The sequence below is a fragment of the Nonomuraea sp. NPDC048892 genome, from assembly GCF_040649735.1.
Lineage (GTDB): Bacteria > Actinomycetota > Actinomycetes > Streptosporangiales > Streptosporangiaceae > Nonomuraea > Nonomuraea maheshkhaliensis.
The window spans coordinates 1-25770 of sequence record NZ_JBEZFZ010000013.1 but is presented as its reverse complement, the minus strand read 5'-3'; the positions used below and the strand labels follow the sequence as shown (position 1 = coordinate 25770).

General features: G+C 70.2%; 21 protein-coding genes. 11 read left to right on the top strand and 10 right to left on the bottom strand.

All coding sequences use genetic code 11. The annotated features are described in order from the left end of the window. The first annotated feature begins 2 nt into the window (after positions 1–2). On the top strand, positions 3–809 hold the full coding sequence (locus AB0C28_RS34205; RefSeq protein ID WP_358080025.1) for an SAM-dependent methyltransferase: 807 nt from the start codon (positions 3–5) through the stop codon (positions 807–809). 43 nt (positions 810–852) lie between these two features. On the opposite strand, the gene tpx is transcribed toward AB0C28_RS34205, so the two are convergent. Both tpx and icmF read right to left on the bottom strand, forming a co-directional pair. After that, positions 853–1353 (bottom strand): thiol peroxidase, encoded by a 501-nt coding sequence (gene tpx, locus AB0C28_RS34200; RefSeq protein WP_357859431.1) that lies wholly within the window; start codon positions 1351–1353, stop codon positions 853–855. Positions 1354–1437: 84 nt separating this feature from the next. Then, complete coding sequence (gene icmF, locus AB0C28_RS34195) at positions 1438–4623, bottom strand: fused isobutyryl-CoA mutase/GTPase IcmF (protein ID WP_358080024.1); 3186 nt, start codon at positions 4621–4623, stop codon at positions 1438–1440. 118 nt (positions 4624–4741) lie between these two features. Here icmF and AB0C28_RS34190 point away from each other — a divergent pair, with 118 nt between their 5' ends. Continuing rightward, positions 4742–5797, top strand: a complete 1056-nt coding sequence (locus AB0C28_RS34190) for a glucose 1-dehydrogenase (RefSeq protein ID WP_358080023.1) — start codon at positions 4742–4744, stop codon at positions 5795–5797. A 15-nt stretch (positions 5798–5812) separates the two neighbouring features. Here AB0C28_RS34190 and AB0C28_RS34185 read toward each other — a convergent pair whose 3' ends face one another. Together AB0C28_RS34185 and AB0C28_RS34180 are read right to left on the bottom strand one after the other, a co-directional pair. Then, positions 5813–6769, bottom strand: coding sequence for a CHAP domain-containing protein (locus AB0C28_RS34185; RefSeq protein ID WP_357859439.1), 957 nt, complete (start codon positions 6767–6769; stop codon positions 5813–5815). Between the two features lie 181 nt (positions 6770–6950). Further along, on the bottom strand, positions 6951–7721 hold the full coding sequence (locus AB0C28_RS34180; protein ID WP_346105901.1) for a protein phosphatase 2C domain-containing protein: 771 nt from the start codon (positions 7719–7721) through the stop codon (positions 6951–6953). 76 nt (positions 7722–7797) lie between these two features. Here AB0C28_RS34180 and AB0C28_RS34175 point away from each other — a divergent pair, with 76 nt between their 5' ends. The 8 genes from AB0C28_RS34175 to AB0C28_RS34140 all read left to right on the top strand — a co-directional run bounded on the left by AB0C28_RS34175 (position 7798) and on the right by AB0C28_RS34140 (position 17323). Continuing rightward, entirely contained in the window at positions 7798–9630 is a 1833-nt protein-coding gene (locus AB0C28_RS34175; protein ID WP_358080022.1) for an N-6 DNA methylase, read from the top strand. A 151-nt stretch (positions 9631–9781) separates the two neighbouring features. Beyond that, the gene (locus tag AB0C28_RS34170; protein ID WP_357859445.1) at positions 9782–10672 is read left to right on the top strand and encodes a serine/threonine-protein kinase; all 891 of its coding nucleotides are present in this window, start codon (positions 9782–9784) and stop codon (positions 10670–10672) included. Between the two features lie 214 nt (positions 10673–10886). Beyond that, complete coding sequence (locus AB0C28_RS34165; RefSeq protein ID WP_357859448.1) at positions 10887–12185, top strand: ABC transporter substrate-binding protein; 1299 nt, start codon at positions 10887–10889, stop codon at positions 12183–12185. Beyond that, positions 12182–13144, top strand: coding sequence for a sugar ABC transporter permease (locus AB0C28_RS34160; protein WP_357859451.1), 963 nt, complete (start codon positions 12182–12184; stop codon positions 13142–13144). The genes AB0C28_RS34165 and AB0C28_RS34160 overlap by 4 nt, the downstream gene beginning before the upstream one ends. Beyond that, positions 13141–13944: a carbohydrate ABC transporter permease gene (locus AB0C28_RS34155; RefSeq protein ID WP_357859454.1), complete on the top strand. Its 804-nt coding sequence runs from the start codon at positions 13141–13143 to the stop codon at positions 13942–13944. The genes AB0C28_RS34160 and AB0C28_RS34155 overlap by 4 nt, the downstream gene beginning before the upstream one ends. After that, entirely contained in the window at positions 13941–15311 is a 1371-nt protein-coding gene (locus AB0C28_RS34150) for a GH1 family beta-glucosidase (protein ID WP_358080021.1), read from the top strand. The genes AB0C28_RS34155 and AB0C28_RS34150 overlap by 4 nt, the downstream gene beginning before the upstream one ends. 33 nt (positions 15312–15344) lie before the next feature. Next, positions 15345–16340 (top strand): LacI family DNA-binding transcriptional regulator, encoded by a 996-nt coding sequence (locus tag AB0C28_RS34145; RefSeq protein WP_357859460.1) that lies wholly within the window; start codon positions 15345–15347, stop codon positions 16338–16340. A gap of 2 nt (positions 16341–16342) precedes the next feature. Continuing rightward, entirely contained in the window at positions 16343–17323 is a 981-nt protein-coding gene (locus AB0C28_RS34140; RefSeq protein WP_358080020.1) for a phosphotransferase, read from the top strand. A gap of 72 nt (positions 17324–17395) precedes the next feature. Here the strand turns inward: AB0C28_RS34140 and AB0C28_RS34135 are convergent, their stop codons facing one another. After that, entirely contained in the window at positions 17396–17926 is a 531-nt protein-coding gene (locus AB0C28_RS34135) for a carboxymuconolactone decarboxylase family protein (RefSeq protein ID WP_358080019.1), read from the bottom strand. 138 nt (positions 17927–18064) lie between these two features. Between AB0C28_RS34135 and AB0C28_RS34130 the strand changes: the two genes are divergently transcribed. Further along, positions 18065–19552 carry a nitrilase-related carbon-nitrogen hydrolase gene (locus tag AB0C28_RS34130; protein ID WP_358080018.1) on the top strand — a complete coding sequence of 496 codons (1488 nt, stop codon included), beginning with the start codon at positions 18065–18067 and terminating at the stop codon, positions 19550–19552. 80 nt (positions 19553–19632) lie between these two features. Here AB0C28_RS34130 and AB0C28_RS34125 read toward each other — a convergent pair whose 3' ends face one another. From AB0C28_RS34125 to AB0C28_RS34105, 5 genes are all read right to left on the bottom strand, one after another. Next, entirely contained in the window at positions 19633–21141 is a 1509-nt protein-coding gene (locus tag AB0C28_RS34125) for a glycoside hydrolase family 13 protein (protein WP_358080017.1), read from the bottom strand. A gap of 4 nt (positions 21142–21145) precedes the next feature. After that, positions 21146–22078, bottom strand: coding sequence for a carbohydrate ABC transporter permease (locus AB0C28_RS34120; RefSeq protein ID WP_357859475.1), 933 nt, complete (start codon positions 22076–22078; stop codon positions 21146–21148). Next, positions 22075–22941, bottom strand: coding sequence for a sugar ABC transporter permease (locus AB0C28_RS34115; RefSeq protein WP_357859478.1), 867 nt, complete (start codon positions 22939–22941; stop codon positions 22075–22077). Before AB0C28_RS34115 ends, AB0C28_RS34120 begins: the two co-directional genes overlap by 4 nt. Before the next feature lie 5 nt (positions 22942–22946). Continuing rightward, positions 22947–24302 (bottom strand): extracellular solute-binding protein, encoded by a 1356-nt coding sequence (locus AB0C28_RS34110; protein ID WP_357859481.1) that lies wholly within the window; start codon positions 24300–24302, stop codon positions 22947–22949. 155 nt (positions 24303–24457) lie between these two features. Next, positions 24458–25441, bottom strand: coding sequence for a LacI family DNA-binding transcriptional regulator (locus AB0C28_RS34105; RefSeq protein WP_346114820.1), 984 nt, complete (start codon positions 25439–25441; stop codon positions 24458–24460). Between the last annotated feature and the right edge of the window lie 329 nt (positions 25442–25770).

Sequence of the window (25770 nt, the reverse complement as noted above, 5' to 3'; positions counted from 1 at the left end):
GGTTGGAGCGGGAGTCACTCGGCTTCGATCCCAGCACGCCCAGCGTGGCCAGGCTCTACGACTACTTCCTCGGTGGGAAGGACAACTTCGCGGCCGACCGCGCGGCGGCCGAGAAGATCCTGGAGGTGGCTCCCGAGTTACCCGCGGCGGCCCGGGCGAACCGGGCGTTTCTCGGCCGGGCGGTGCGCCATCTCGCGCGAAACGGCATCACCCAGTTCCTCGATCTCGGCACCGGCCTGCCGGCGCCGGGCAACGTGCACGAGGTCGCCCAGGAGGTCGATCCGGGCGCGAGGGTGGTCTACGTCGACCACGACCCGGTGGTGCTGGTGCACGCCCGCGCGCTGCTGGAGGGCCAGGGCGGCACCACCGTCGTCCATGGCGACCTGCGCGAGCCCGGGGCGATCCTGCGCGAGCCCGGCGTGCTGGAGGCGATCGACTTCGGCCGTCCGCTCGGGGTGCTGCTGGTGGCGGTCATGCATCACCTCGCCGACTCCGACCGGCCCGGCGAGGTCGTCGCGGCGCTGCGCGAGGCCGTGGCGCCGGGCAGCTTCCTGGTCATGTCCCACGGCACCAGCGAGGCCCGGCCGGCCGCGGTCGAGCGGTGCACCGAGGTCTACCGGAGCGCCGGCCTGCCGCTCACCCCGCGCGACCGCGACGAGATCGGCGCGCTGTTCGAGGGGTTCGAGCTGGTGGATCCGGGTCTGGTGTGGTTGCCGCAGTGGCGGCCGGATCTGTCGGACATGATCGACTTCGCCGCCGCCGGTCCGCAGTCGTCGCTGGCTCTGTGCGGCGTGGGCGTCAAGCGCTGAGGCGCCGCCCGCGACGTACGCGGGCGGCTCGCTCAGCGGCGGCTCACTTGAGGGCGGACAGCGCGCTCTCGTAGTCGGGCTCCTGGGAGATCTCGGGCACCAGCTCCGAGTAGATCACCTTGTTGTCGCCGTCGAGTACGACCACCGCGCGGGCGGCCAGCCCGACCATCGGGCCAGACTCCTGCGCCACGCCGTAGTCGGTGAGAAACTCGCGGCCCCGCATGAGCGAGAGCATGGTCACGTTCTCCACGCCCTCGGCGCCGCAGAAACGGCCCTGGGCGAAGGGCAGGTCGGCCGAGACGCAGAGCACGGCCACGTCGGGGTGCTCACCGGCCACCTGGTTGAAGCGGCGCACCGAGGCGGCGCAGACGCCGGTGTCGACGCTCGGGAAGATGTTGAGGACCTTGGTCTTCTGACCGAAGTCGTCGAGCGAACGATCGGCCAGGTCGGAGCCCACGAGCCGGAAGGCCGGCGCGCTGTCGCCGGGCTTCGGGAAGGTGCCGCCGACCGTGATCGGGTTACCTCTGAGCGTGACGTCGGACATGAAATCCTCCAGAATACGGATATTCCCCAGAACCGTGATCCTATCGGCGTCCCATGTCCGGCCCCGTCCCGGCATGCAGCTCGGTCAGACGTTGCGGCGGTACTGGCCGCCCGCCTCGAAGAGGGCGTCGGTGATCTGGCCGAGCGAGCAGACCCTGGCCGCCTCCATCAGCACCTCGAACGCGTTCCCCTCCGACATCGCCACCTCCCGCAGCCGGGCCAGCTGCGCGGGCGCCTCGGAGCGGTTGCGCTCGTGGAAGGCGTGCAGCCGGTCGAGCTGTGAGCGCTTCTCCTCCTCGGTGCCCCTGGCCAGCTCCACCTGGTGCGGCTCGGCCTCGTCCTCGCCGCGCGGGTTGCGGAAGGTGTTGACGCCGACGATCGGCAGGGAGCCGTCGTGCTTGCGCATCTCGTACAGCATGGACTCGTCCTGGATCTTGCCGCGCTGGTAGCCCGTCTCCATCGCGCCGAGGACGCCGCCGCGGTCCGACAGCCGTTCGAACTCGCTCAGCACCGCCTCCTCCACCAGGTCGGTGAGCTCCTCGATGATGAACGAGCCCTGCAGCGGGTTCTCGTTCCTGGCCAGGCCCCACTCGCGGTTGATGATGAGCTGGATGGCCATCGCGCGGCGCACCGAGTCGGCCGAGGGGGTGGTGACGGCCTCGTCAAAGGCGTTGGTGTGCAGGCTGTTGCAGTTGTCGTAGACGGCGATCAGGGCCTGGAGGGTGGTGCGGATGTCGTTGAAGTTCATCTCCTGGGCGTGCAGGGACCGGCCCGAGGTCTGGACGTGGTACTTCAGCTTCTGCGAGCGCTCGCCGGCGCCGTAGCGCTCGCGCATGGCCACCGCCCAGATCCGGCGGGCCACCCGCCCGAGCACGCTGTACTCGGGGTCCATGCCGTTGGAGAAGAAGAACGACAGGTTCGGCGCGAAGTCGTCGATCCTCATGCCCCTGGCCAGGTACGCCTCCACGTACGTGAACCCGTTGGCCAGCGTGAACGCGAGCTGGCTGATCGGATTGGCCCCGGCCTCGGCGATGTGGTAGCCGGAGATCGAGACCGAGTAGAAGTTCCTGACCCCGTTGGCGATGAACCACTCCTGGATGTCGGCCATCATCCGCAGGCTGAACTCCGTGGAGAAGATGCAGGTGTTCTGCCCCTGGTCCTCCTTGAGGATGTCGGCCTGCACCGTGCCCCTGACCGTGGCCAGCGTGCGGGCGCGCAGCTCGCGGGCCTCGGCCTCGTCGGGGTCGCGGCCCTGCTCGGCGCGGAAGCGGTCGATGGCCTGGTCGACGGCGGCGTTGAGGTAGAAGGCCAGGATCGTGGGCGCCGGGCCGTTGATCGTCATCGACACCGACGTGTTCGGCGCGGCCAGGTCGAACCCGTCGTAGAGCACCTTCATGTCGTCGAGCGTGGCGATCGAGACGCCCGAAGTGCCGACCTTGCCGTAGATGTCGGGGCGCAGGTCGGGGTCGTGGCCGTACAGCGTGACCGAGTCGAACGCGGTGGACAGCCGGGTCGCGGGCTGTCCCTCGGACAGCAGCTTGAAGCGCCTGTTGGTGCGGAACGGGTCGCCCTCGCCGGCGAACATCCTGGTCGGATCCTCGTCGTCGCGCTTGAACGGGAACACCCCGGCGGTGAACGGGAACATCCCCGGCAGGTTCTCCGAGCGCAGGAAGCGCAGCAGGTCGCCGTGGTCGGTGTAGCGGGGCAGGGCCACCCTGGGGATGCGGTTGCCGGACAGCGTCTCGCGCCAGAGCGGGGTGTGCAGCTCGCGGTCGCGTACCTTCACCACCAGCTCGTCGGCGCTGTAGCGCTCCTTGACGGCGGGCCAGCCGTCGAGCAGCGCGCGGCTCTCCTCGGCCAGCTCCCCCTCGACGCGGCCGATCTCCCGCGCACCCGCCTCGCTGAGCAGGTCGCGTACGGCGGCCAGCTGCTGGCGGCGGCGGGCCACCTCGGCCTGGGCCAGCGTCTCGGCGTGGTAGCCGCGCACGGTCTCGGCGATGTCGGCCAGGTAGCGCACCCTGGCGGGCGGGACGATGGCGGCCGACGCCTGCGAGGTGCGGCCCTGGACCGGCGCCAGCAGGCCGGGGCTCGCGCCGGTCGGGAGGAGGGGCTTGAGGTGGTGGTAGAGGGCGGTGACTCCGGCGTCGTTGAAGCGGGCGGCGATGGTGCCGAAGACCGGCATGTCCTCGGGTGAGACGCCGAACGCCTCGCGGTTGCGTACGAGCTGGCGGCGCACGTCGCGCAGGGCGTCCTCGGCGCCGCGCCGCTCGTACTTGTTGATCACCACGGCCTCGGCGAAGTCGAGCATGTCGATCTTCTCCAGCTGCGAGGCCGCCCCGAACTCGGGCGTCATCACGTAGATGGGCACGTCCACGTGCGGCACGATGCCCGCATCGCCCTGGCCGATGCCGGGCGTCTCCACGATCACCAGGTCGTAGCCGGCCGCGCGGCAGGCGTTGATCACGTCGTCGAGGCAGGCGGGCACCTCGTTGGCCGCTCCCCTGGTCGCCAGGGAGCGGAAGTAGGTCTGGGGCCCCAGGCTGTTCATGCGGATGCGATCGCCCAGCAGAGCGCCGCCGCCGCGCCTGCGGGTCGGGTCGATGGCGATGATCGCGATGCGCAGTTTGTCGTCGTTGTCCACACGGAACCTGCGGACCAGCTCGTCGGTGAGCGAGGACTTGCCCGAGCCGCCGGTGCCGGTGATGCCGAGGACGGGCGCGCGCCGCTCCGTGGCCAGGCCCGCCACCAGCTCGGCGGGGGCCCGGCCGCTCTCGATCAGGGTGATCGCGCGGGCCAGCGCCGCCTGGTCGCCCGAGACCACGGCCTCCACCGAGGGCGGGTCACCCAGCTCGACGTCGCACTCCTCGATCAGCTTGTTGATCATGCCGGGCAGGCCGTAGCGCTGGCCGTCCTCGGGCGAGAAGATCCGGGCGACGCCGCGTGAGTGCAGCAGTTCGATCTCCTCGGGGACGATCACGCCCCCGCCGCCGCCGTACACCTTCACGTGGCCGGCGCCGCGCTCGCGCAGCAGGTCCACCAGGTAGGTGAAGAACTCCACGTGCCCGCCCTGGTAGGAGCTGATCGCCACCCCCTGGACGTCCTCCTGGATCGCGGCGGTGACGATCTCGTCGACCGACCGGTTGTGCCCGAGGTGGATCACCTCGGCACCCTGGGACTGGAGGATGCGCCGCATGATGTTGATCGCCGCGTCATGCCCGTCGAACAGGGCCGCGGCGGTCACGAAACGGACGGGGTGTCGCGGGACGTGCACGCCTGATCACTCCTTCGTGGAGGCTTCACTTACGAAGATACTAGGACGTCCTACTATTTCCCAAGAGCGAGGTGGACGGGGGCAGCGTGGGTAGGGCCCTTCCGAGGAGGTGGCGGGGATGCGCGCGCTGACGTTCGAACCGGGGAGTGAGGGCACGCTCGACGTGCGGGAGGTGCCCGACCCGCGGCGGGGTCAGGGCGAGCTGCTCGTCGAGGGCCTGACCGTCGGCATCTGCGGGACCGACAGGGAGCTGATCGGCGCCGGCTACGGCTGGCCGCCACCGGGCGAGGAGCGCATGGTCATCGGCCACGAGTCGCTCGGGCGGGTGCTCGAAGCCCCCGACGGGTCCGCGTTCTCGCCGGGAGAGCTCGTCGCCGGCGTCGTGCGCCGCCCCGACCCCGTGCCGTGCGGAGCCTGCGCGCGGGGCGAGTTCGACATGTGCCGCAACGGCGGCTACACCGAGCGCGGCATCAAGGAGCTCGACGGGTTCGCCAGTGAGCGCTGGACCGTCGAGGCCGGCTACGCCGTGAAGGTGGAGCGCTCGCTGGAGAGCGTCGGCGCGCTGGTCGAGCCCGCGTCGGTGGTCGCCAAGGCGTGGGAGCAGATCGAGCGGATCGGCGCGCGGTCCTGGTTCGAGCCGCGCACGCTGCTGGTCACCGGCGCCGGGCCGATCGGGCTGCTGGCGGCGCTGCTCGGACGGCAGCGGGGGCTGGAGGTGCATGTCCTCGACCGGTCCGGCCCCGGGCTCAAGTCGAGCCTGGTGGAGGGGATCGGCGCGACGTACCACTCCGGCTCGTCGCTGGCGGAGTTCGCCGAGGCCAAGCCGGACCTCATCATCGAGTGCACGGGAGCGGGGCCGCTCGTCATCGACGCCATGACCACCACCGCCGCCGCGGGCATCGTCTGCCTGTGCGGGCTCGCGTCCGGCGGGCGGTCGCACCGGGTGGACGCCGGTGTGATCAACCGGGACATCGTGCTGGAGAACGACGTGGTCTTCGGAACGGTGAACGGGAACCTGCGGCACTACCGCGACGCGGCGGCGGCGCTGGCCAAGGCGGACCTGGCCTGGCTGGAGCGGCTGATCACGCGGCGGGTGCCGCTGACGCGTGCCCTGGAGGCGTTCGAGCCCGCCGGCCACGACAATGTCAAGACCGTCATCGACCTGACCGCTTAGCGCTGTTTGCCGGGGTTAGTCCCGTTCGTACGGTCTGCGTCTCGACGCGGTGGGGTGTTTCGCGGCGGAACCGCCCGAACCGGCTGGCACCCGGCTCCTGACCGGACGGGCGGGCTTCTCGGGAGCCTTCTCGGAAGCCTTCTCGGGGGCCGGGGTCTTCTTCGGAACCGGGGCCTTCTCGCGGACCGGAGTCTTCTCGCGGGGCGGTGCCTTCTGGCGGGCCGGCGGCTTCTCGCGCGGCGCTTTCGCGCCGTCGGCGGCGGGCGGGGTCAGCGGGTTTCTGGGGGACGGGACCTTCGGGCCGGACGGCGGCTGCGCGGGCGGGTTGAGGCGGCGCAGGGGCCAGGCCCAGGCGAGGCGGCGGTGGGTGCCACGGCGGCGGCCCGAGACGCGGAGCGATAGCACGATGGTCATGATCACCATGGCGGCGAGCAGCGCGGGCGGCGTGCCTAAGACGTCCAGCGGCGAGCCCTGCCCGACCCGCACGGGCGGCGGCGACGCGAACGGGCGCTCGGTCGAGCGGATCTCGTCCAGCTTGTCGGCGTTGGCCTTGACCACGCGCGGCAGGCCGTACCCGACGACCTTGTCCGTCTCCCTGGTCTTGCGCTTGAGCCAGACGCGGTCGACGTTCGCCTCGATGGTGTGGATCTTCTTGCCGCTGACGCGCTCGACCACGCCGACGTGGTCGATGCCCTTGTAGCTCTTGCCGCCGCGCCAGTCGAAGAAGACCAGCGCTCCGGGCTCGGGCTTCTGCGACCAGGCGCCCCGCTGGATGAACCAGGCCGCGTGGGAGGGCGTCCAGGCGAACTCGCCGACGTAGTCGGTGAGGCCGGACTTGTTCGCGGCCCAGGCGAGGAACATGTCGCACCAGGGCGCGTCGCGATATTGGGGGTCTTGGACGCGATCCGCGTACCACTGGCCGAACTTGGTGAACTGGCTGCTCTTCTCCTTGTAACCGAGTTCCTGCCGCACCGTCTTCAGCAGCTCGTCCGCGATCGGGTCCAGGGCGACTCCTCCCAGAAAACCGACAAATCACGATGGACTGTAATAGCGCCATCGCGAAAGTGCGCGTGTCATTCGGAAAGTGTCTTGCTATGAGCCGAAATTTCGGCAATGTGACTGCTGAGGCTGGTGTGACGCGCTACTACGATGGTCAGGCGCCGGCGCCCACGCGGAAGATGCCCGCGTCTCCCGCGCCCGGCGCGACCACGTCGGCCACGACCACGGTCACGTTGTCCGGCGAGCCGCCCTCGTTGGCCAGATCGATCAGACGCTGGACGGCCGCGGCCGGGTCTGCCACCGTGGTCAGCACCTCGTGCAGGACCTCGGGCCCGAGCACGGTCGTGAGCCCGTCGGAGCAGAGGAGGTAGCGATCATCAGGCTCGGCTTCGCGCAGCGCCATGTCCGGCTCCGCCCGGCCCTCGCTGCCCAGCACGCGCAGCACCATGGAACGACGGGGGTGCACGGCGGCCTGATCCTCCGTTATCCGTCCTTCGTCCACCATCGACTGCACAAGTGTGTGATCCTTGGTCATCTGGTAGAGAGCACCATCGCGAAGCAAGTATCCGCGGGAGTCACCGAGATGAGCCAGGGCGAACCGGTAGCCGTCCCACAGCATGGCGGTCACCGTGGTCCCCATCCCCCTGCGGGCGGGGTCGATGTCGGCCAGCTCGACCAGCCTGCGCGCCGCCTCGTGCACGGCGCCCTCCAGGGCCGCCTCCAGGTCGGAGCCCGTCTCGGGAAGCGTGGCATCCAGCTCGCGCATGACGGCGATCGCCGCCGAGCTCGCCAGCTCGCCGGCCGCGTGTCCACCCATCCCGTCAGCCACCACGAGCAACCGGCCGCTCGCATAGCCAGAATCCTCGTTCTGCTCCCTGCGGCGGCCCACGTCTGATCCGGCGGCATAGCGGATGTTGTGCTTCATACCCAGCAGTAAATCATTGGTTGAAAGACTTCACAAGCAGATGCGCTGAAGACTCTTGTGAACTACTGTGGGCTCCATGAGCCACGACCCGACCGTCAATGCCGGGGACATCGCCCGGCTCGCCGGTGTCGGGCGTGCCGCGGTGAGCAACTGGCGCCGTCGCCACGACGACTTCCCCCAGCCCATCGGCGGCACCGCCAATCAGCCGCTGTTCTCCCTGCGGCAGGTCGAGTCGTGGCTGCGGCGCTATGGGAAGTCCTACCAGGTCTCCCTGGGAGATCGGGTGTGGCAACGCCTGAAAGCCGCGGGCGATTTGCGGCTCGGCGAGCTGGTGGCCCAGGCCGGAGCCCTGCTCACCAGGGCCTCCGCCGCCGCGAGTGACGGCGCGGGATCCCGTGATGATCTGCCGGGCGCCCGCGATCCCCGCGTGGCCGGCGAGTTGGAGCCCGAGCTGGCGGAGCTCGTTCTCGAACTGGGCGAGCAGCACGGCGCGCGGGCCGCGTACGAGTTCCTGTGTGAGCGTTATCTCGAAGCCCACTCGCGGCAGTTGTCGATCACCCGCGAGGACGTCGCCGCGCTGATGGTCCGGCTCGTGAGCGCCGACGGCGCGACCCTGTTCGACCCGGCCTGCGGCGTCGGCACGCTGCTGCTCTCCCCCGCCGGTGCGGCACGGGTGCTCGGCCAGGAGCTCAGCGAGACCTCGGCCGCCATCGCCGCCGCCAGGCTGCGGCTGCGCGGCCTGGCGGCCAGGGTCGTGGCCGGCGACGCCATGCGTCACGACGGGTTCGCCGGCGAGCGCGCCGACGCGGTCGTGTGCGATCCGCCGTTCAACGAGCGGGCCTGGGGCTACGAGGAGCTGACCGGCGATCCGCGCTGGGAGTACGGCCTGCCGCCCCGTGGCGAGCCCGAGCTGGCCTGGGTGCAGCACTGCCTCACCCATGTCAAGCCGCGCGGCCTGGTCGCCATCCTGATGCCCCCGGCCGCCGCCAGCCGCAAGGCGGGCCGCCGCATCCGGGCCAACCTGCTGCGCGCGGGCGCGCTGCGCGCGGTCGTGGCGCTGCCCGGCTCCGACCTGTGGCTGCTGCGCCGCCCGGCGGCGGGTGACCGGCCACCGTCCGAGGTGCTGATCCTCGACGCCACGGCCGACATGTCGGTGGTGGAGCCGGCCTGGCAGGCGTATCTGGAGGAACGGTCCGATCAGACCGTGCGCATCATCGACCTGCTGGCCGACGAGGTCGACATGACCCCGGCCAGGCACCAGCGGCGCGACGACCTCGGGCGGGCCTTCGCCGAGGCACGCGACCGCTTCCTCGCCGCCACCGCCGTGCCGCCGGACCTCAAGGTGCTGGAGCAGCCGCTCGACCAGCCCGCCACCACGCTGGGCGACCTGATCAAGGAAGGCCTGGTGAGCACGTCGCAGGCCCCGCCCAAGATGGCCGCCGACGGGGGCGACGTGCCGGTGCTGACCGCCGACGACGTCTTCACCGGCGGCGCGCCGTCCGGCTCGACCACCGTGCAGCAGGGGCTGGTCGCGATCAGGCCCGGCGACGTGGTGGCCTCCTACTCCGCCGTACGCGTGATGGAGGACGGCGCAGGGGCGGTGCTCGGCCCCCACCTGACCCTCTACCGGGTCGACGGCCGTCGGCTCGACCCCGACTTCCTGGCCGGCTTCCTGCGCGCGGCCGGCGGGCGGGTGACGACCGGTTCCAGCCGGTTCGACGTGCGCCGCACCCGGCTGCCCCGGCTGTCGCTGAAGGAGCAGAAGGCGTACGGCGAGGCGTTCAGGCAACTGGCGGTGCTCGACGACGCCATCCGCGAGACCTCGACGCTGGGTCAGACGCTCATCAGACTCGGTCTCGACGGCCTGGCCGACGGCCACCTCCATCCCCCCGCCCACGGGGCCCAGTGATCGGCGCAGTGATTGGCCCAGTGATCGGCGCAATGATCGCCGCCCTGTTCGCCGCACGTCGTCGCCCAGCACCGGAATCGTCTCGCTTTATGAGGCGGGCTCAGCCGTCCGACAGTGTAGTTTTTCCCGGAAGGATGCGGGAGGGACGGTAATGGTCATCGGCGACCGCTATGTGCTCGACGACCTTCCTCTTGGGCAGGGCGGCATGGGCGCGGTCTACGCGGGTCACGACCGCCACCTCGACCGGCGGGTCGCGGTGAAGCTGCTGCGGCTGCCCAGCGGGCCCGATCACGAGCTGGAGCGCAGGTTCATCCGCGAGGCGCGCATCCTGGCCAGGCTTGAGCATCCGGGCGCGCCCGTGCTCTACGACTTCGGCACCCACGAGCAGCGGCTCTACCAGGTGATGCAGTTCATCGAGGGCGTCACGGTGGCCGACGTGGTGCACGAGCACGGGCCGCTGCCCGTGCCGTGGGCGGCGGCCATCGCGGCCCAGGCGTGCGCGGTGCTGTCGGCCGCCCACGCGCTGGCGATCTGCCATCGCGACCTCAAGCCGACCAACCTCATGCTCTGCCCGGACGGCAGCGTGAAGGTGCTGGACTTCGGCCTGGCCATGCTGCGGGACGCCGACGTCACCACGTTCACCAGGATCGGGCAGATCCTGGGCACGCCGGCGTACATGGCGCCCGAGCAGATCCAGCACGGCGTGGCCGAGCCGCGCAGCGATCTCTACTCGCTCGGCTGCGTCCTGCACGAGATGCTGACCGGCCGCCAGCTCTTCACCGGGCCCACCGACTACGTGGTCTTCGAGCAGCAGGTCAAGGAGCGCCCGCCGACCATACCAGGGCTGCCGGGGCCGCTGGGCGCGCTGCTGGCGCAGTTGCTGGCCAAGCAGCCGGACGACCGTCCCGCCGACGCGAACGAGCTGTACGAGCGCCTCGACCCCTTCGCGGTGGATCTGCCCATGTTGCCCGGCTTCCTGACACAGGCCCCGAGCCCCGGCCGCATGTACGCCCGCATGGCGGGACGCGCGCTCACCGGCTGACCGGCCGCGACCTCCCTCGCCGCCTGACCGGCCGCGACGGCTCTTTCCCGCCCTTCCCCCATGGCCCCCGGCACGCTGGGGAATCAGTGAACGCGCTCTCTCGCAGAATTCGGATCGTTATTTAACACCCGTTGACAGCAGCGTGTGAGCTCCAACAATCTCTTGAGAGAGCGCTCTCTCACTCGTCCCCCAGCTCCAACCATGGAGGGTTTCCATGACCCCTCGCATCCGGCGGCTCGGCCTGCCCGTGCTCACCGCGTCCGTCCTCGCCCTGGCGACCGCGTGCGGTGGCGGCGGCGGTGGCAACACCGCGGCGGAGTCGAGCGCCAAGCCAGGAGAGAAGATCAAACTGACCGTCGACCTGTTCGGCGACTTCGGCTTCAAGCCGCTCTACGAGGAGTACAAGAAGACGCACCCGAACGTCGAGATCGTCGAGAACGTCACGCAGTTCAACGACCACCACAGCAACCTGGTCAAGCGGCTGGCCACGAACGCCGGCGCGGGGGACGTCGCGGCGGTCGAGGTCGGCTACATCAGCACGTTCACCGCCCAGCCGGGCAAGTTCACCGACCTCAAGCAGTTCGGGCTGGACAAGCGGCAGGCCGACTACCTCGACTGGAAGTGGCAGCAGGGCCTGAGCAAGGACGGCACGCAGGTCCTCGGCCTCGGCACCGACGTGGGCGGCCTGGCCATGTGCTACCGCAAGGACCTGTTCAAGAAGGCCGGGCTGCCGGACGACCGCACGGAGGTCGCGGCGCTCTGGCCGACGTGGGATCAGTACATCGAGACCGGCAAGAAGTTCGCCGGGGCGAACGTGGCCGGCGCCAAGTTCGTGGACTCTCCCGGTGAGATCTTCCGCGCCATGGTCAACCAGGCGCCCGTCGGCCTGTACGACGCCCAGGACAACATCATCGTGGAGAGCAACCCCGAGGTGAAGAAGGCCTGGGACCTGTCGAACCGGCTCACCCAGGAGGGCCTGACCGCCAAGCTGGCGGCCTTCTCGCCCCCGTGGAACACCGGCTTCGCCAAGGGCTCGTTCGCCACGATCATCTGCCCGGCCTGGATGACCGGCTTCATCCAGGAGCAGGCCAAGGACGCCTCCGGCAAGTGGGACATCGCGGCCGTGCCCGGCGGTTCGGGCAACAGCGGCGGCTCGCACCTGATGGTGCCCAAGCAGAGCAAGCACCCGAAGGAGGCGGCCGAACTGATCGACTTCCTCACCTCCAAGGACAACCAGGCCAAGGTGTTCAAGGAGGAGGGCACCTTCCCGTCGATCCCGTCCCTCTACGACGACCCGTCCATCCAGAACTTCACCAAGCCGTTCTTCGGCGACGCCCCCATCGGCAAGATCTACTCCGAGGCCGCCAAGGCGCTCAAGCCGCAGCACCTCGGCCCGAAGGAGGCCGACGTCCGCACGGTCATCGGTAACGGCCTCGGCCGGGTCGAGCAGGGCAAGCAGACGCCGGACGAGGCGTGGGCGCAGGTGCTCGAGGACGTCAAGAAGATCAAATGAGCACCCTTCCCCTCGCGGTGTCGCGACGGCGTAGGCGCGGCGTGCGGCACACCCTCGACGTGAGGGTGTCGCCGTACGCCTACGTGGCCCCGTTCTTCCTGCTGTTCTGCGCCTTCGGCCTGTTCCCGCTGATCTACACGGCCTGGGTGAGCCTGCACGAGTGGACCCTGCTGTCGGAGACGCAGGAGTTCGTCGGAGCGGCCAACTACACGACGCTGCTCGCCGACGACTACTTCTGGAACGCCACCTTCAACACCCTGTCCATCGGCGTGCTGTCGACCGTGCCGCAGCTCGCGCTGTCGATCTGGCTGGCGCACCTGCTGAACCGGCGGCTGCGCTTCCAGACGCTGTTCCGGGTCGCGCTGCTGCTGCCCAACGTCACGAGCGTGGTGGCGGTGGTGGTGATCTTCAGTCAGCTCTTCGGCCGCGACTTCGGCATGATCAACTGGATCCTGTCCTGGTTCGGGGCCGGGAACATCGACTGGGCGGCGGGCACGGCCACCTCGCACATCGCGCTGTCGGTGATGATCATGTGGCGCTGGACCGGGTACAACGCGCTGATCTTCCTGGCGGCCATGCAGGCCGTACCGCGTGAGCTGTACGAGGCGGCCACCCTCGACGGCGCGAGCAACTTCACCCAGCTGCGCCGGATCACGATCCCGATGATCCGGCCGACGATCATCTTCGTGGTCATCGTCTCCACGATCGGCGCCATGCAGATCATCGCCGAGCCCCTGCTGTTCGGGCAGAGCAGCGGCGGCGGTGGCGGCATCGCCACGGGCGGCCCCGACCGTCAGTTCCAGACCCTGGCGCTGTACGTCTACGAGCAGGCCTTCGCGAACTCGACGTTCGACTTCGGTTACGCCTCCGCGGCGTCGTGGCTGATGTTCCTGGCCGTGGTGATCGTCGCCGGGATCAACTTCCTCATCACCCGCAAGGTGAAGGGCGGTGTGCTGTGAAGCTGCGTTATCTGACGTTGACCGCGGTGGCCTTCTTCTCGGCCTTCCCGCTCTACTACAGCGTCGTGGTGGCCTCCAGGCACAACTCCGCGCTGGCCGAGGTGCCGCCGCCGCTGCTGCCCGGCGGGAACTTCTTCGCCAACGTGGCCCGGGTCTTCGACACCGTGCCCTTCGGGCTCGCGCTGGTCAACTCGGTCATCGTGGCAGGGTCGATCTCGATCGCGGTGATGTTCTTCTCGACGCTGGCCGGGTTCGCCTTCGCCAAGCTGAGGTTCAGGGGCAGGAACGTCATGCTCGTGATCACCGTCGCGACCATGATGGTCCCGGCGCAGCTCGGCATCATCCCGCTCTACATGCTCATGGTGAAGCTGGAGTGGACCGGCACCAACTACGCGCTGATCGTGCCCGCGCTGGTCAACGCGTTCGGCGTGTTCTTCATGACCCAGTACCTCTCCCGCGCCCTGCCCAACGAGCTGCTGGAGGCGGGCCGGGTGGACGGGTGCAGCACCTGGGGGCTGTTCTGGCACGTGGTGCTGCCGTCCGCGCGGCCGGCGGCGGCGGTGCTGGGCATGCTGACGTTCATGTCGGCCTGGAACGACTACTTCTGGCCGCTGGTCGTGCTGAGCCCGGACAATCCGACCGTCCAGGTGGCGCTGTCGACCTTGGCCAGTGGGTACGTCAACGACTACGTGCTCGGCCTCGCGGGCACCGCGATCGGGACCCTGCCGCTCGTGGCCGTGTTCGCCCTGTTCGGCAAGCAAATCATCGGTGGAATCATGCAAGGAGCTGTTAAGGGATGATCTTTCCCGAGGACTTCGTCTGGGGAGCCGCCACGGCCTCCTATCAGATCGAGGGGGCGGTCAAGGAGGACGGGCGGGGCCAGTCGATCTGGGACACCTTCTCCCACACCCCCGGGAACGTGGCCGACGGCGACACCGGCGCCGTGGCCTGCGACCACTATCACCGCTATCGGGACGATGTCGGGCTGATGCGTGAGCTGCGGCTGGGGGCCTACCGGTTCTCCGTGGCGTGGCCGCGCATCCAGCCGGACGGCGAAGGCCCGATCAACCCGCGCGGCCTGGCGTTCTACGACCGGCTCGTGGACGAACTCCTGGCCGCCAACATTTCGCCATATGTCACCCTTTATCACTGGGATCTGCCCCAGGCGCTGGAGGACCGTGGCGGCTGGACCGACCGCGACACCGCCTACCGCTTCGCCGACTACACCCAGGCCGTCTATGACAAGCTCGGCGACCGGGTCACCGACTGGGCGACGCTGAACGAGCCGTGGGTGGCCGCCTTCCTCGGCTACGGCAACGGCGTGCACGCGCCGGGCCGCCGCGACCCGGCCGACGCCCTGCGCTCGGCGCACCACCTGCTGCTCGGCCACGGCCTGGCGGCGCGGCGGCTGCGCGAGGCGGGGGCGCGCAGCATCATGCTGGTGGTCAACTCCGCGCCCGTGCTCACCCCGGCCCAGGTCAACGACCCCTCGGCGGTGGCCTCGGAGGCCGACGCGGCCGCCACCGACCGCATCCACGCGCTGCTCACCCGGCAGTTCCTCGACCCGGCCCTGCGCGGCACGTACCCGGAGGAGGTGCTGGCGGCCGCCGAGCGCAACGGCGGGACCGGCCACGTCAAGGACGGCGACCTGGAGCTGATCAACGCGCCCATCGACCTGATCGGCATCAACTACTACAACCCGTGCGTGGTCGAGTCGGGCCCAGGGCTGCCCGCCGACGCCGCGTGGCCGGGCTCGGAGGACGTCAAGTTCGCCGCCGCGGACGCGCCCACGACCGCGATGGGCTGGCCGATCGTCCCCGACGGCCTGTCCCGGCTACTCATCCGGCTCTCCAAGGACTATCCGCAGGTCGGACTCATGGTGACCGAGAACGGCGCGGCCTTCGACGACGTCGTGGAGGACGGGCGCGTGCACGACGACGATCGGGTGGCCTACCTCGACGGGCACCTGCGTGAGGTGCACAAGGCCATCGAGGCGGGCGCCGACCTGCGCGGATACCTGGTGTGGTCGCTGCTCGACAACTTCGAGTGGGCCGAGGGCTACCGGCGCCGGTTCGGCATCGTGCACGTCGACTACGCCACGCAGACCCGGACGCCCAAGGACAGTGCGCTGTGGTACCGGGACGTCATCGGCCGCAACGGGCTGTAGATTTTTGCCCGTGCTCTCCCTTCTGAGACAGTCATGAGACGCCCGACCCTGGAGGCGGTCGCCGCCCGGGCGGGTGTCTCGCGTGCCACCGCGTCCCGGGTGGTCAACGGGCAGACGACGGTGGCCCCCCACATCCGCGACGCGGTGCAGCGCGCGATCGACGAGCTGGGCTACGTGCCCAACTCGGCGGCCCGCAGCCTGGTCACCCAGCGCACCGACTCGGTCGCCCTGGTGGTCAGCGAGCCGGGCACCCGCGTCTTCTCCGAGGACCCGCTGTTCTCCACCGCCATCAGGTCCGCCTCGATGGAGTTGGAGGCGATCAACAAGCAGGTCGTGCTGATGCTGGCGTCCTCACCCAAGAGTCACGCCAGGGTGGAGCGTTACATCTCCGGCGGTCACGTCGACGGCGTGATGCTGCTGTCCATGCACGGCGCCGACCCGCTGCCGTCCGCGCTGTCCCGGCTGCGCGTCCCCGTCGTCTCGTACGGGCGGCCCGCCGTCCCCGTCGACATCCCCTTCGTCGACAACGACAACGTGGGCGGGGCCGAGGCCGGGGTGCGGCACCTGGTCGAGGGCGGGCGGCGCAGGATCGCCACGATCGCCGGGCCGCAGGACATGATCGCCGGCCAGGACCGGCTGTCCGGCTACCGCAACGTGCTGCGCGACTCCGACCGCCGCTCGATCGTGGCCGTCGGCGACTTCACCCGCGAGTCAGGGGCGGTGGCCATGCGCCAGCTCCTCGGCGACGATCCCGGGCTCGACGCCGTCTTCGTGGCCAACGACCTGATGGCGGTCGGGGCGCTGCAGTCGCTGCGGCAGGCGGGCCGGCGGGTGCCGGACGACGTGGCCGTGGTGGGCTTCGACGACATCGAGGCGGCGAAATACACCGAGCCGCCGCTGACGACGCTGCGGCATCCGGTCACGGAGCAGGCGGCGGCCATGGTGCGGCTGCTGCTCAACCTCTTCGAGGGCGGGCCGACCGATCCGATCATCCTGCCCACGGAGCTCGTGGTCAGAGAGTCCGCCTGAGCATGGTCTCCCGCGCCGCCGCCGGATCCGCCGACGGGCCCGCCGACGGGCCCGTCGCTGTGTCCACCGCCGTGTCCGCTGCCGTCGCTCTGGCGGAGGAGCACGGCGTGCGGGTGCGGGAGCCGGTCGTGCTCAACGACTCCTTCAACCTGCGCGTCCACCTGCGGCCCGCGCCGATCGTGGCGCGGATCCCCACCGTCACCGCGCTCGGCCGTCCCCGGCCCGCCGAGGCGCTGGAACGCGAGCTGGCCGTCGCGTCCTACCTGCACGCGTCCGGGGCGCCGGTGGTGCCGCCGAGCGACCTGCTGCCCCCTGGGCCGCACGTACGGGACGGGGTGACGCTGTCCCTCTGGGCCTACGCCGAGCACGATCCAGGCCACGTGCCGACACCGGACACGGCCGGGCGGATGCTGGCCGAGCTGCACGCGGTCCTGCGCGCGTTCCCCGGCGAGCTGCCGCTGCTCGGGCCGGTGCTTCAGGAGCCGGTACGGCTGCTGGAGCTGCTCTCGGGCAAGATCGACCCCGAGGCGCTGGACCGCCTCCGCACCGCCCACGCCGCCCTGGCGGAACGCCTCGGCGCCGGCCTCAGCACCGGGCAGGGCGGGCAGGCGGGCGGGGACGTCCGGACGAGCGGAGCCGAGCAGGCGCCGCCGGCGCAGGTCGTGCACGGGGACGCGCATCCGGGCAATCTGCTGGCCACGCCGGCCGGGCTGCTGTGGAACGACTTCGAGGAGTGCATGTCCGCGCCCGTGGGATGGGACCTGGCCTGCCTGTCGCGGACGACCCGCCTCGACGGGCGGGCAGCCGTGCGGGCGTACGGGGCCGATCCCGACGACCCGGAGCTGCGCACGTTCGTCGCGGCGCGCGGGCTGCAGGGCACGCTGTGGGTGCTGGTCAGGGCGCTGCGCTTCCCCGAGCACGCCGCCGGCGCCCGAGCCGCCCTGGATGCCTGGCTCCGCGACCCCAGCGGCGCCACCCGCTGACCAACGGCTGACGGGACGGACCCGCCGCTGGCAGCCGGAGTTGACCCCCGCCGCCGACCGACGGCTGAGGAGTCAGACGCGGAAGACCCGGAGCTGGAGCGCCAGGGTCGAGTAGTAGCCGACCAGCGTGGTCAGCTCGAACAGCTCCCGTTCCCTCAGCACCGCGTACTCCTCGTCGTCCAGATCCCCCTTCGTCACCAGCGCGCGGGCCACCCGCAGCACCGCCGCCTCCCCCGGATCGGACAACGCCGGCGGCGAGCCGGCGCGCAACGCCCGCAACTGCGCCTCGGTGAAGCCCAGACCGCGGGCGATGGGCTCGTGGGCCGCCTGCTCGAACGCGCTGTCCTGGTGCCCGGCCACCACCAGGATCGCCAGCTCCCGCGCCCGGTCGGTGAGCGTCGAGCGGTAGCGGAGCGCCGCCCCGAGCTCCTGCAGCGGATCGCCCACGGGCGGGCTGAGCAACATCGCGTTGAACGGCCCGGTGAGTCCGCCCTCCCCGTCGACCATGAACCCGCCGCGCGGACCCGAGGTGATCTTGTCGTAGAGCGTCCTCGTCTCGGCGTCCAGGTCGTGCGGGAGCGTTCTGCGCAGCCGTGGGGTCACTCTGGTTCCCTCTCCTCGGGGCGTTCACCGTCGTCGCCTGGAGGATACGACGGCCGGGCCCGCGCGGAGGCGGCCCCTACGTTGACACCGTAAACAATCGCTGTTTACGGTGTATACATGATTCGGGGGAAATTAGCGGTGACGTACTCGGTCGTGGCGCTCGCCGCCTCGGCCGGGCTGTTCTTCCTCGGCACCGGCTTCGCGCCGATCCCGGCGCTGACGTGGATCGCGCCTCTGCCGATCCTCTGGCTGGCGCCCAGGGTGAGCGGCCGGACGGCCTACGGAGTCACCTTTCTGGCCTATCTGCTGGGGCTGGCCGGGCAGATCGAGTTCTTTCTCCGGACGCCGTCGGTGCCGCTGCCGATCGGGATGCTCATCGTGGTGGGCAGCTCGCTGCTGTTCGGCCTGCCGGTGCTGCTCTTCCGCGCGCTAGTGCGGCGCGGGCGTCCGACGGCGGCGGCGTTCGCCGCGCCGGCGCTCTGGGTGGCCGCCCTGCACCTGTTCACGCTGGTCAACCCGTCGGGGATCATCTGGCCGCTGGCCACCAACCAGGCCGAGGTGCCGGTCGTCGTCCAGCTCGCCTCAGTGACGGGGGCCTGGGGCGTGGAGTTCCTGGTGCTGTTCGTGCCGTGCGCGGTGGCGGCGCTGCTGTCGCCGGGGGCGGACGCGCGGGCCCGGCTGCGCGGCGGGCTGGCGGCCGTGCTGGTCTGCGGGCTCGCGCTGGGGTTCGGAGCGTGGCGACTGGCCGGCGCCGGCGACGACGGCTCGCGGCGGGTGGCGGTGCTGGCCGCGACCAGGTACCAGTGGGCGCCGGACGCCGCGAGCGCGGGCGGGCGTGATCTGGTGCGTTCGTACGTCGAGCAGATCGCGGCCCTGCCCGGCGGAGTGCGTACGGTGGTGCTGCCCGAGGGGGCGTTCGGCACCGACGAGACCAGCCTGCCCACCGTGGTCGGCCCGCTCGCGGAGGCCGGGCGGGCACGCGGCACCGACGTGGTGGTGGGAGTCGTGCACAAGGCTCCCGGGCTCAAGTACAACTACTCGGTGCTGCTCCCCGCCGACGGGACGAAGCACGTGTACTACGCGAAGTGGCACTTCGCGCCGGGCGCTCCGTTCAGAAAGGGCACAGAGCTCGCGTTCTCCAGTGACGGGCTGGTCGGCCTGGCGAACTGCATGGACCTCAACTTCCCCGACCCCAGCCGGGGCTACGGGCGGGCGGGGGCGCGGCTGCTGGCGGTGCCCGCGGCCGACGAGTACGGCAACGGCTGGCAGCACAGCCGGATGGGGCTGCTGCGCGGGGTGGAGAGTGGGTTCTCGCTGGCCTGGGCGGCGCAGTGGGGCACACCGATGATCTCCGACCCGTGGGGGCGGGTGCTGGCCTCGGCCGACACGGAGGGGACGCGCGAGCCGTTCGTCACGGCCGTCGCCGACGTGCCCGCCGGGCCCTCAGGACCCACGTTCTACGCGCGCTTCGGCGACTGGTTCGGCTGGGTGTGCGTGGCCATGACGCTGGCCGCACTGCTCGCCATCCGCCGCAGGCGCCCGTCAGCCCGTACGGGAGAGTCCCGCACGACGCGCGGGAATGGGGACGGCGCGAGCCGGGCCGTCCCCGAGCGAAGCCAAGCCTGACCGGGCCCACCGGCGAAAGGCCCTGAGCGCCCCCGGGCGGCGGCAGGACCGCCCGGGGGCCGTCAGGTCCGTCAGTCAGGTCAGGTCAGCCAGGCGGTGGTGTCCGAGGGCAGCAGGCCGTCCTCGATCGGGCCGCTGGCCAGCACGACCGTGCCCGCGGGCAGTGGGATCGGGTCCTGGCCCAGGTTCGTGACGCTGGTCAGGCCCGAGTCGCGGGTGAAGGCCAGCACCTCCTCCCCCAGCGGCAGCCAGGTCAGCGTCCCGTCCCCGAGCAGCCTGCGCCGCAGCTCCAGGCCCCTGCGGTAGAGGTTGAGCATCGAGTCGAGGTCCGTCCGCTGGGCCTCGGCCGTCAGCTTGCGCCAGCTCTCCGGCTGCGGCAGCCAGGGTGTCCCGTCGCCGAACCCGAACGGGGGCTCGTCGCCTGACCACGGCAACGGGATGCGACAGCCGTCGCGCCCCGGGTTGGTGCCGCCCGAGCGGGCGTACATCGGGTCCTGACGCAGCTCGTCCGGCAGGTCTTCCACCTCCGGCAGGCCCAGCTCCTCGCCCTGGTAGACGTAGAGCGAGCCGGGCAGGGCCATGGCCAGCAGCGCCGCGGCGCGGGCCCGGCGGTAGCCCAGTTCGGGGTCCGACGGGGTGCCGTGCAGGGCTCCGCCGTGCGCGAACGAGGTGTCGGCGCGGCCGTACCGGGTGACCGGCCTGGTCACGTCGTGGTTGGACAGCACCCACGTCGGCGGGGCGCCGACCGGGGTGTGCGTGGCCAGCGTCAGCTCGATCGACCTGCGCAGGTCGGCCGGGTCCCAGGCGCAGGACAGGAAGTCGAAGTTGAAGGCCGTGTGCAGCTCGTCGGGGCGGAGGTAGAGCGCGAAACGCTCCTGATCGGGGAGCCATACCTCCCCGATCAGGACGCGCTCGCCATACTCGTCGGCCACCTCGCGCCACCGGCGGTAGACGTCGTGGACCTCGTCGAGGTCTTCGTACGCGGTGTCGGACTTGATCAGCAGCGCCGCCGAGTCGATGCGGACGCCGTCCACGCCGCGGTCGAACCAGAAGCGCAGCACGTCCTCGAACTCCCGGTGCACCTCGGGGTTCGTCCAGTTGAAGTCCGGCTGCTCGGGAGCGAACAGGTGCAGATACCACTGGCCGTCGGGGAGCTGCGTCCACGCCGGGCCGCCGAAGATCGACTGCCAGTCGTTGATCGGCTCGTCGGCGAACCAGAACCGGTCGCGGGCGGCCGGGTCCGCCAGGGCCTCCTTGAACCAGGCGCTCTCGGTGGAGCTGTGGTTCGGGACCACGTCGATGATGACCTTGACGTCGAGGTCGTGCGCCTCCTCGATGAAGCGCTCGGCCTCGCCGAGCGTGCCGAAGACGGGCTCGATGTCCCGGTAGTCGGCCACGTCGTAGCCGCCGTCGGCCATCGGCGACGGGTACCACGGGTTGAGCCAGATGGCGTCGATCCCGAGTTCCTTCAGATACGGCAGGCGGGCGCGCAGGCCGGCGAGGTCTCCCACGCCGTCGCCGTTCCCGTCGGCGAAGCTACGCAGGTAGACCTGGTAGATCGCGGCCCCCCGCCACCACGTTTGCGACATGCGCTCATCCCTTGATGCTTCCGGCGGTCAGGCCCGCCATGATGTGCCGTTGGAAGATGAAGAAAACAACGATCATGGGAATGCTGGTGATCAGCAGACCGCCCATGACCTGGTTCTGGGTGACGGCGCCGGCCGTCTGCGACAGGCCCACGCTGATCGTCATCTTGTCGCTGTCGGTCATGACCAGCAGCGGCCAGACGAAGTCCTTGAACGAGGTGACGATCGTGAAGATCGAGACCACGCCCAGGATGGGCCTGGAGATGGGCAGGACCACCGAGCGCAGGATGCGCACCGGCCCCGCCCCGTCGATCTGCGCGGCCTCGATCAGTTCCCTGGGGATCGAGTCGAAGAAGCGCTTGAGCAGGAAGATGTTGAAGCCGTTGGCCGCCGCGGGCAGCCACAGCGCCCACGGGTTGTTCAGCAGGCCCAGGTCGACGACCGTGACGTACAGCGGGATCAGCACGACCATCGCCGGGATCATCAGCGTGGCCAGCATCATGGCGAGGATGACGTTGCCGAACATCGGCCGCAGCTTCGACAGCGCGTACGCCGCCGAGACGTCCACGGCCATGCAGACGACCCAGCCGCCGAGCGAGTAGTAGGCGGTGTTCACCAGCAGCGTGCCGATGTCGAACAGGTCCCACGCCTCGAAGAACGCGTCCGTGCTCGGCTCGGCCGGCACGAGCGTCGGCGGCATCTGCGCCAGCTCCTCCGGCGTCTTCAGCGCGCCCGTCACCATCCAGTAGAGCGGGAAGACGAAGGCCAGCGTGAACGTCACCAGCACCGCGGCCAGCACGAGCCAGTAGATCCGCCGGCCCCACCTGCTGTTGAGCTGATGAGGCGAGACGATCGTGCGGAACTGCACCTCGATGGGCTTCGGCGACCTCTTCCTGCCCCGCTTGTGCCCGGTGGTCGCCCGGGCCCCGACGGAGATCACGCCTTGTCCTCCCTGGTCAGCCGGAGCTGGAAGGCCGCGAAGACGAGCAGCACGATCATCAGCATCATGCCGAGCGCCCCGGCCGAGCCGTAGTCCTGCAGCGTGAACGCGTTCTGGAACATCAGGTACGCGACCGTGACCGTCGCGTTCTCCGGCCCGCCGCCGGTGAGCATGTACGGCTCGATGAACACCTGCATGGTCGCCACGATCTGCAGCATGAGCATGAGCAGCAGGATCAGCCGGGTCTGCGGGATCGTGACGTGCCTGATCCGCTTCCAGATGCCGGCGCCGTCGAGCTCGGCCGCCTCGTACAGCTCGGGCGGGATGTTCTGCAGCGCGGCCAGGTAGATCAGCGTCGCGCTGCCCATGTTCATCCAGGTCGAGACGATGACCAGGGAGATCAGGGCGGTGGACGAGCTGTCCAGCCAGGCCAGCGGCGGCAGGCCGAGGACGTCGAGCATCTGGTTGAATAGCCCGGGCCCCGGGTCGTAGAACCACCTGAACAGCAGCACCGCCACGATCGGCGGCAGCATGACCGGCAGGTAGACCACGAACCGCAGGTAGGCCCGGGCGTGGCGCAGCTCGTTGAGCACGAGCGCGACGACGAACGGCACGGCATAGCCGCACAGCAGGGCGAGGAGCGTGAACTCCAGGGTGTTCAGCCAGGCTTCGCCGAAGGCCGGGTCCAGGAAGGCCGTCTTGAAGTTGTCCAGGCCCACCCAGATCGGCTCGTTGATCAGGTCGGTCTTCTGGAAGCTCAGGATGAACTCCCTGACCATCGGATACCAGGCGAACACCGTGAAGCAGGCCAGCGCCGCGCACAGGAACCCGTAGGCCGTCAGGTTGCGCCTCAAGATCTGCATACGGGTCAGCCCTTGGCCGCCAGCACCGAGTTGGCCTTGGTCTCGGCGTCCGCGAGCAGCTGGTCGATGTCGGCTTCCTTACGGCTCAGGACGCCCGACATCGGCACGTCGAGGATGGCGTACAGCTCCTGGGCGTGCACCGGCTCGGCCTTCGGCGGGATCGTGCCGGCCGCCTCGACGTAGGAGGCGTAGTTCTCGACCGGGAGCGAGGCGTTCTTGACCCGGTCGGCCTGGATGGCCTGGCCGGTCGGCGAGTCGCCGAAGACGGCGTTGTCCGGGACGCCGACGGGGTTGCCGATGCTCTTGCCGCGGGCGAAGTCGAAGCGGCCCTTGCCGACGGTGTTGAAGCGGAAGTCGATCCACTCCAGCGCGGCCTTGGCCTCCTCAGGCGTGGCCTTCGGGTTGATCATGAACGCTTCGCCGCCGCTGAGCGACGCCTTGGCCTCGGGGAAGCCGGTGATGCCGTAGTCGGCCACGTTGCCCTTGAACTTGTTCACCACGTCGGTGACCACGTCGGGCGCGCCGAGCATCATGCCGACCTTGCCGCTGCCCATGGCGACCATGAGCGACTCCCAGCCGACCAGCAGTTTGGTGCCCATGCTGTTGTCCACCCAGCGCATGTCGTGCAGGGTCTGCAGCACGGCCTTGCCTTCGGGCGAGTTGAACGCGGCCTTCTTGTCGTCGGGGGTCAGGATGCTGCCGCCGCGGCCGTAGACGGCCTGGGTGAAGTGCCAGCCGCCGGTGTTGCCGCCGGAGTACTCGCCGAAGCCGACGTGTCCCGCGCCGAGCCCGGCGATCTTCTTGGCCGCCTCGCGGACTTCGGCCCAGGTCTTCGGCGGGCTGTTGGGGTCGAGCCCGGCCTTGGTGAACAGGGCGCGGTTGTAGACCAGGCCGACGCTGTAGTGCACGTTGGGGACGCCGTAGACCTTGCCGTCCTTGGTGAGCAGTTCCTTGTGGTCGGCGCGCAGGTCGTTCCAGTTCTTGATGGCGCTCGTGTACGGCGTGATGTCCAGCGCCTGGCCCTTGCCGATCACGTCGTTGTAGTTGGTCACGGGCACCACGAAGGCCGTCTCCATCTGGCCGCCCGCCAGCTTGGGACCGAACGTCTTGGGGTCGAAGCACGGCTGCTGGTCCGTGCTCTTGACCGTCACGCCGGGGTGGTCCTTCATGAACGTCGCCACGTCGTCGTCCCAGGCCTGCCGTTCCTTCGGCGCGGACTTCGCCGGCTGGCAGGCCACCGTGATCGAGACGGCCTTGGCGCCGCCGCCGGCCGCGGGGGCGGGCGGCTCGCCCGAGCCACAAGCCGCCGTGGTCGCCAGCGCCAGCACGGTTACGAGCGAGAGTCCGGTGGATCTCTGCATGGTCTGACCCTTCTGATGCGAGGTGCCCACACCATAGGTTCAGCGACCGAAGTGCGCAATATTTCGACTTCACATTGCAAGATAACGACTCCGTCACGCCGCATGCGTCCGCAGGCCCGCCCCTGCCGAGGGGACGGGCCTGCGGCGGTCCGGGGTCAGGCGCGGGCGGTGGAGGCGCGGACGACCAGCTCGGGCTCGAAGAGGAGCTCGTCGGCGGGCACCACGGCCTTGTCGATCTGGGCGACCAGGAGGTCGACCGCGGCACGGCCCATGGCGTCGATGGGCTGGCGGACGGTGGTCAGCGGCGGCTCGGTGCAGTTCATCAGGGCCGAGTCGTCGAAGCCGATGACCGAGATGTCGGCCGGAACGGAGAGGCCGGCCCGGCGGGCGGCGCGCACGGTGCCGAGCGCGAGCAGGTCGCTGGCGCAGATCACGCCGGTGACCCCGCGCCTGACCAGCCGGGCGGCGGCCGCGTGCCCGCCCTCCAGCGAGAACATCGTGTGCTCGACCAGCTCCGCGTCGCCGCCCTGCGCCTGGAACGTCTCCAGCTTGCGCCGCGAGGGCATGTGGTCCTTGGGCCCGAGCACCATGCCGATCCGCTCGTGGCCGAGCGCCCGCAGGTGGGCGATGGCCATTTCGGCGGCCACCACGTCGTCGCACGACACCTGGGGGAAGTCGAGGTGCTGGACGGCGGCGTTGACCAGGACCGTGGGCAGCTTGCGCTCGTGCAGCAGCTCGTAGTGCCCGTGCGCGGCGTCGGCCTGGGCGTACAGGCCGCCGGCGAAGACCACGCCGCTGACCTGCTGCTGGAGCAGGAGGTCCACGTAGTCGGCCTCGGAGACGCCGCCGACCGTGCGGGTGCACAGCACCGAGGTGAAGCCCTGCTGCGCCAGGGCGCCGCCGACGACTTCCGCGAAGGCGGGGAAGATCGGGTTCTGCAGCTCGGGGAGCACCAGGCCGACCAGCCGGGCACGGTCGCCGCGCAGCTGGGTGGGGCGTTCGTAGCCGAGCACGTCGAGCGCGGTCAGCACGGCCTCGCGGGTCGCGTCGGACACCCCGGGCTTGCCGTTGAGCACGCGGCTCACGGTCGCCTCGCTCACCCCGACCTTCTTGGCCACCTCTGCGAGTCGTCGCGTCATGCGCAAACTATACGGCTATCCACGCAAGCGCTTGCAACCGCTTACGTAGATCGGACGTCGTCGTTTGCACCACGCCCACGGCGGACTTCCTGCCATTCCCCGCTTCCTGACCAGGACTTCTGAACAGCACGGCACGACGTGAGTCAGTCGAATGTTTGCGCAATCTCATCGAAATATTGCGGCTATCTGCTCGACATCTTATGGTTCGGCCATCCGCCTGACCCGAAGGGCCACCCCCATGAGAGCACTGCTTGCCGCCCTTGCGTTACTCGCCGGAGTCCTCATCTCCCCACCACCCGCCGCACTAGCGGCGGCCGACACCAACCTGG

What these genes read in the sequence shown, in the direction of transcription:
- AB0C28_RS34145 (WP_357859460.1), top strand. Translation starts at nt 15,345, where the DNA reads ATGAGACGCCCGACCCTGGAGGCGGTCGCCGCCCGGGCGGGTGTCTCG.
- AB0C28_RS34190 (WP_358080023.1), top strand. Translation starts at nt 4,742, where the DNA reads ATGCGCGCGCTGACGTTCGAACCGGGGAGTGAGGGCACGCTCGACGTG.
- tpx (WP_357859431.1), bottom strand. Translation starts at nt 1,353, where the DNA reads ATGTCCGACGTCACGCTCAGAGGTAACCCGATCACGGTCGGCGGCACC.
- AB0C28_RS34160 (WP_357859451.1), top strand. Translation starts at nt 12,182, where the DNA reads ATGAGCACCCTTCCCCTCGCGGTGTCGCGACGGCGTAGGCGCGGCGTG.
- AB0C28_RS34175 (WP_358080022.1), top strand. Translation starts at nt 7,798, where the DNA reads ATGAGCCACGACCCGACCGTCAATGCCGGGGACATCGCCCGGCTCGCC.
- AB0C28_RS34125 (WP_358080017.1), bottom strand. Translation starts at nt 21,141, where the DNA reads ATGTCGCAAACGTGGTGGCGGGGGGCCGCGATCTACCAGGTCTACCTG.
- AB0C28_RS34180 (WP_346105901.1), bottom strand. Translation starts at nt 7,721, where the DNA reads ATGAAGCACAACATCCGCTATGCCGCCGGATCAGACGTGGGCCGCCGC.
- AB0C28_RS34110 (WP_357859481.1), bottom strand. Translation starts at nt 24,302, where the DNA reads ATGCAGAGATCCACCGGACTCTCGCTCGTAACCGTGCTGGCGCTGGCG.
- AB0C28_RS34140 (WP_358080020.1), top strand. Translation starts at nt 16,343, where the DNA reads ATGGTCTCCCGCGCCGCCGCCGGATCCGCCGACGGGCCCGCCGACGGG.
- AB0C28_RS34115 (WP_357859478.1), bottom strand. Translation starts at nt 22,941, where the DNA reads ATGCAGATCTTGAGGCGCAACCTGACGGCCTACGGGTTCCTGTGCGCG.
- AB0C28_RS34105 (WP_346114820.1), bottom strand. Translation starts at nt 25,441, where the DNA reads ATGACGCGACGACTCGCAGAGGTGGCCAAGAAGGTCGGGGTGAGCGAG.
- AB0C28_RS34150 (WP_358080021.1), top strand. Translation starts at nt 13,941, where the DNA reads ATGATCTTTCCCGAGGACTTCGTCTGGGGAGCCGCCACGGCCTCCTAT.
- AB0C28_RS34165 (WP_357859448.1), top strand. Translation starts at nt 10,887, where the DNA reads ATGACCCCTCGCATCCGGCGGCTCGGCCTGCCCGTGCTCACCGCGTCC.
- AB0C28_RS34170 (WP_357859445.1), top strand. Translation starts at nt 9,782, where the DNA reads ATGGTCATCGGCGACCGCTATGTGCTCGACGACCTTCCTCTTGGGCAG.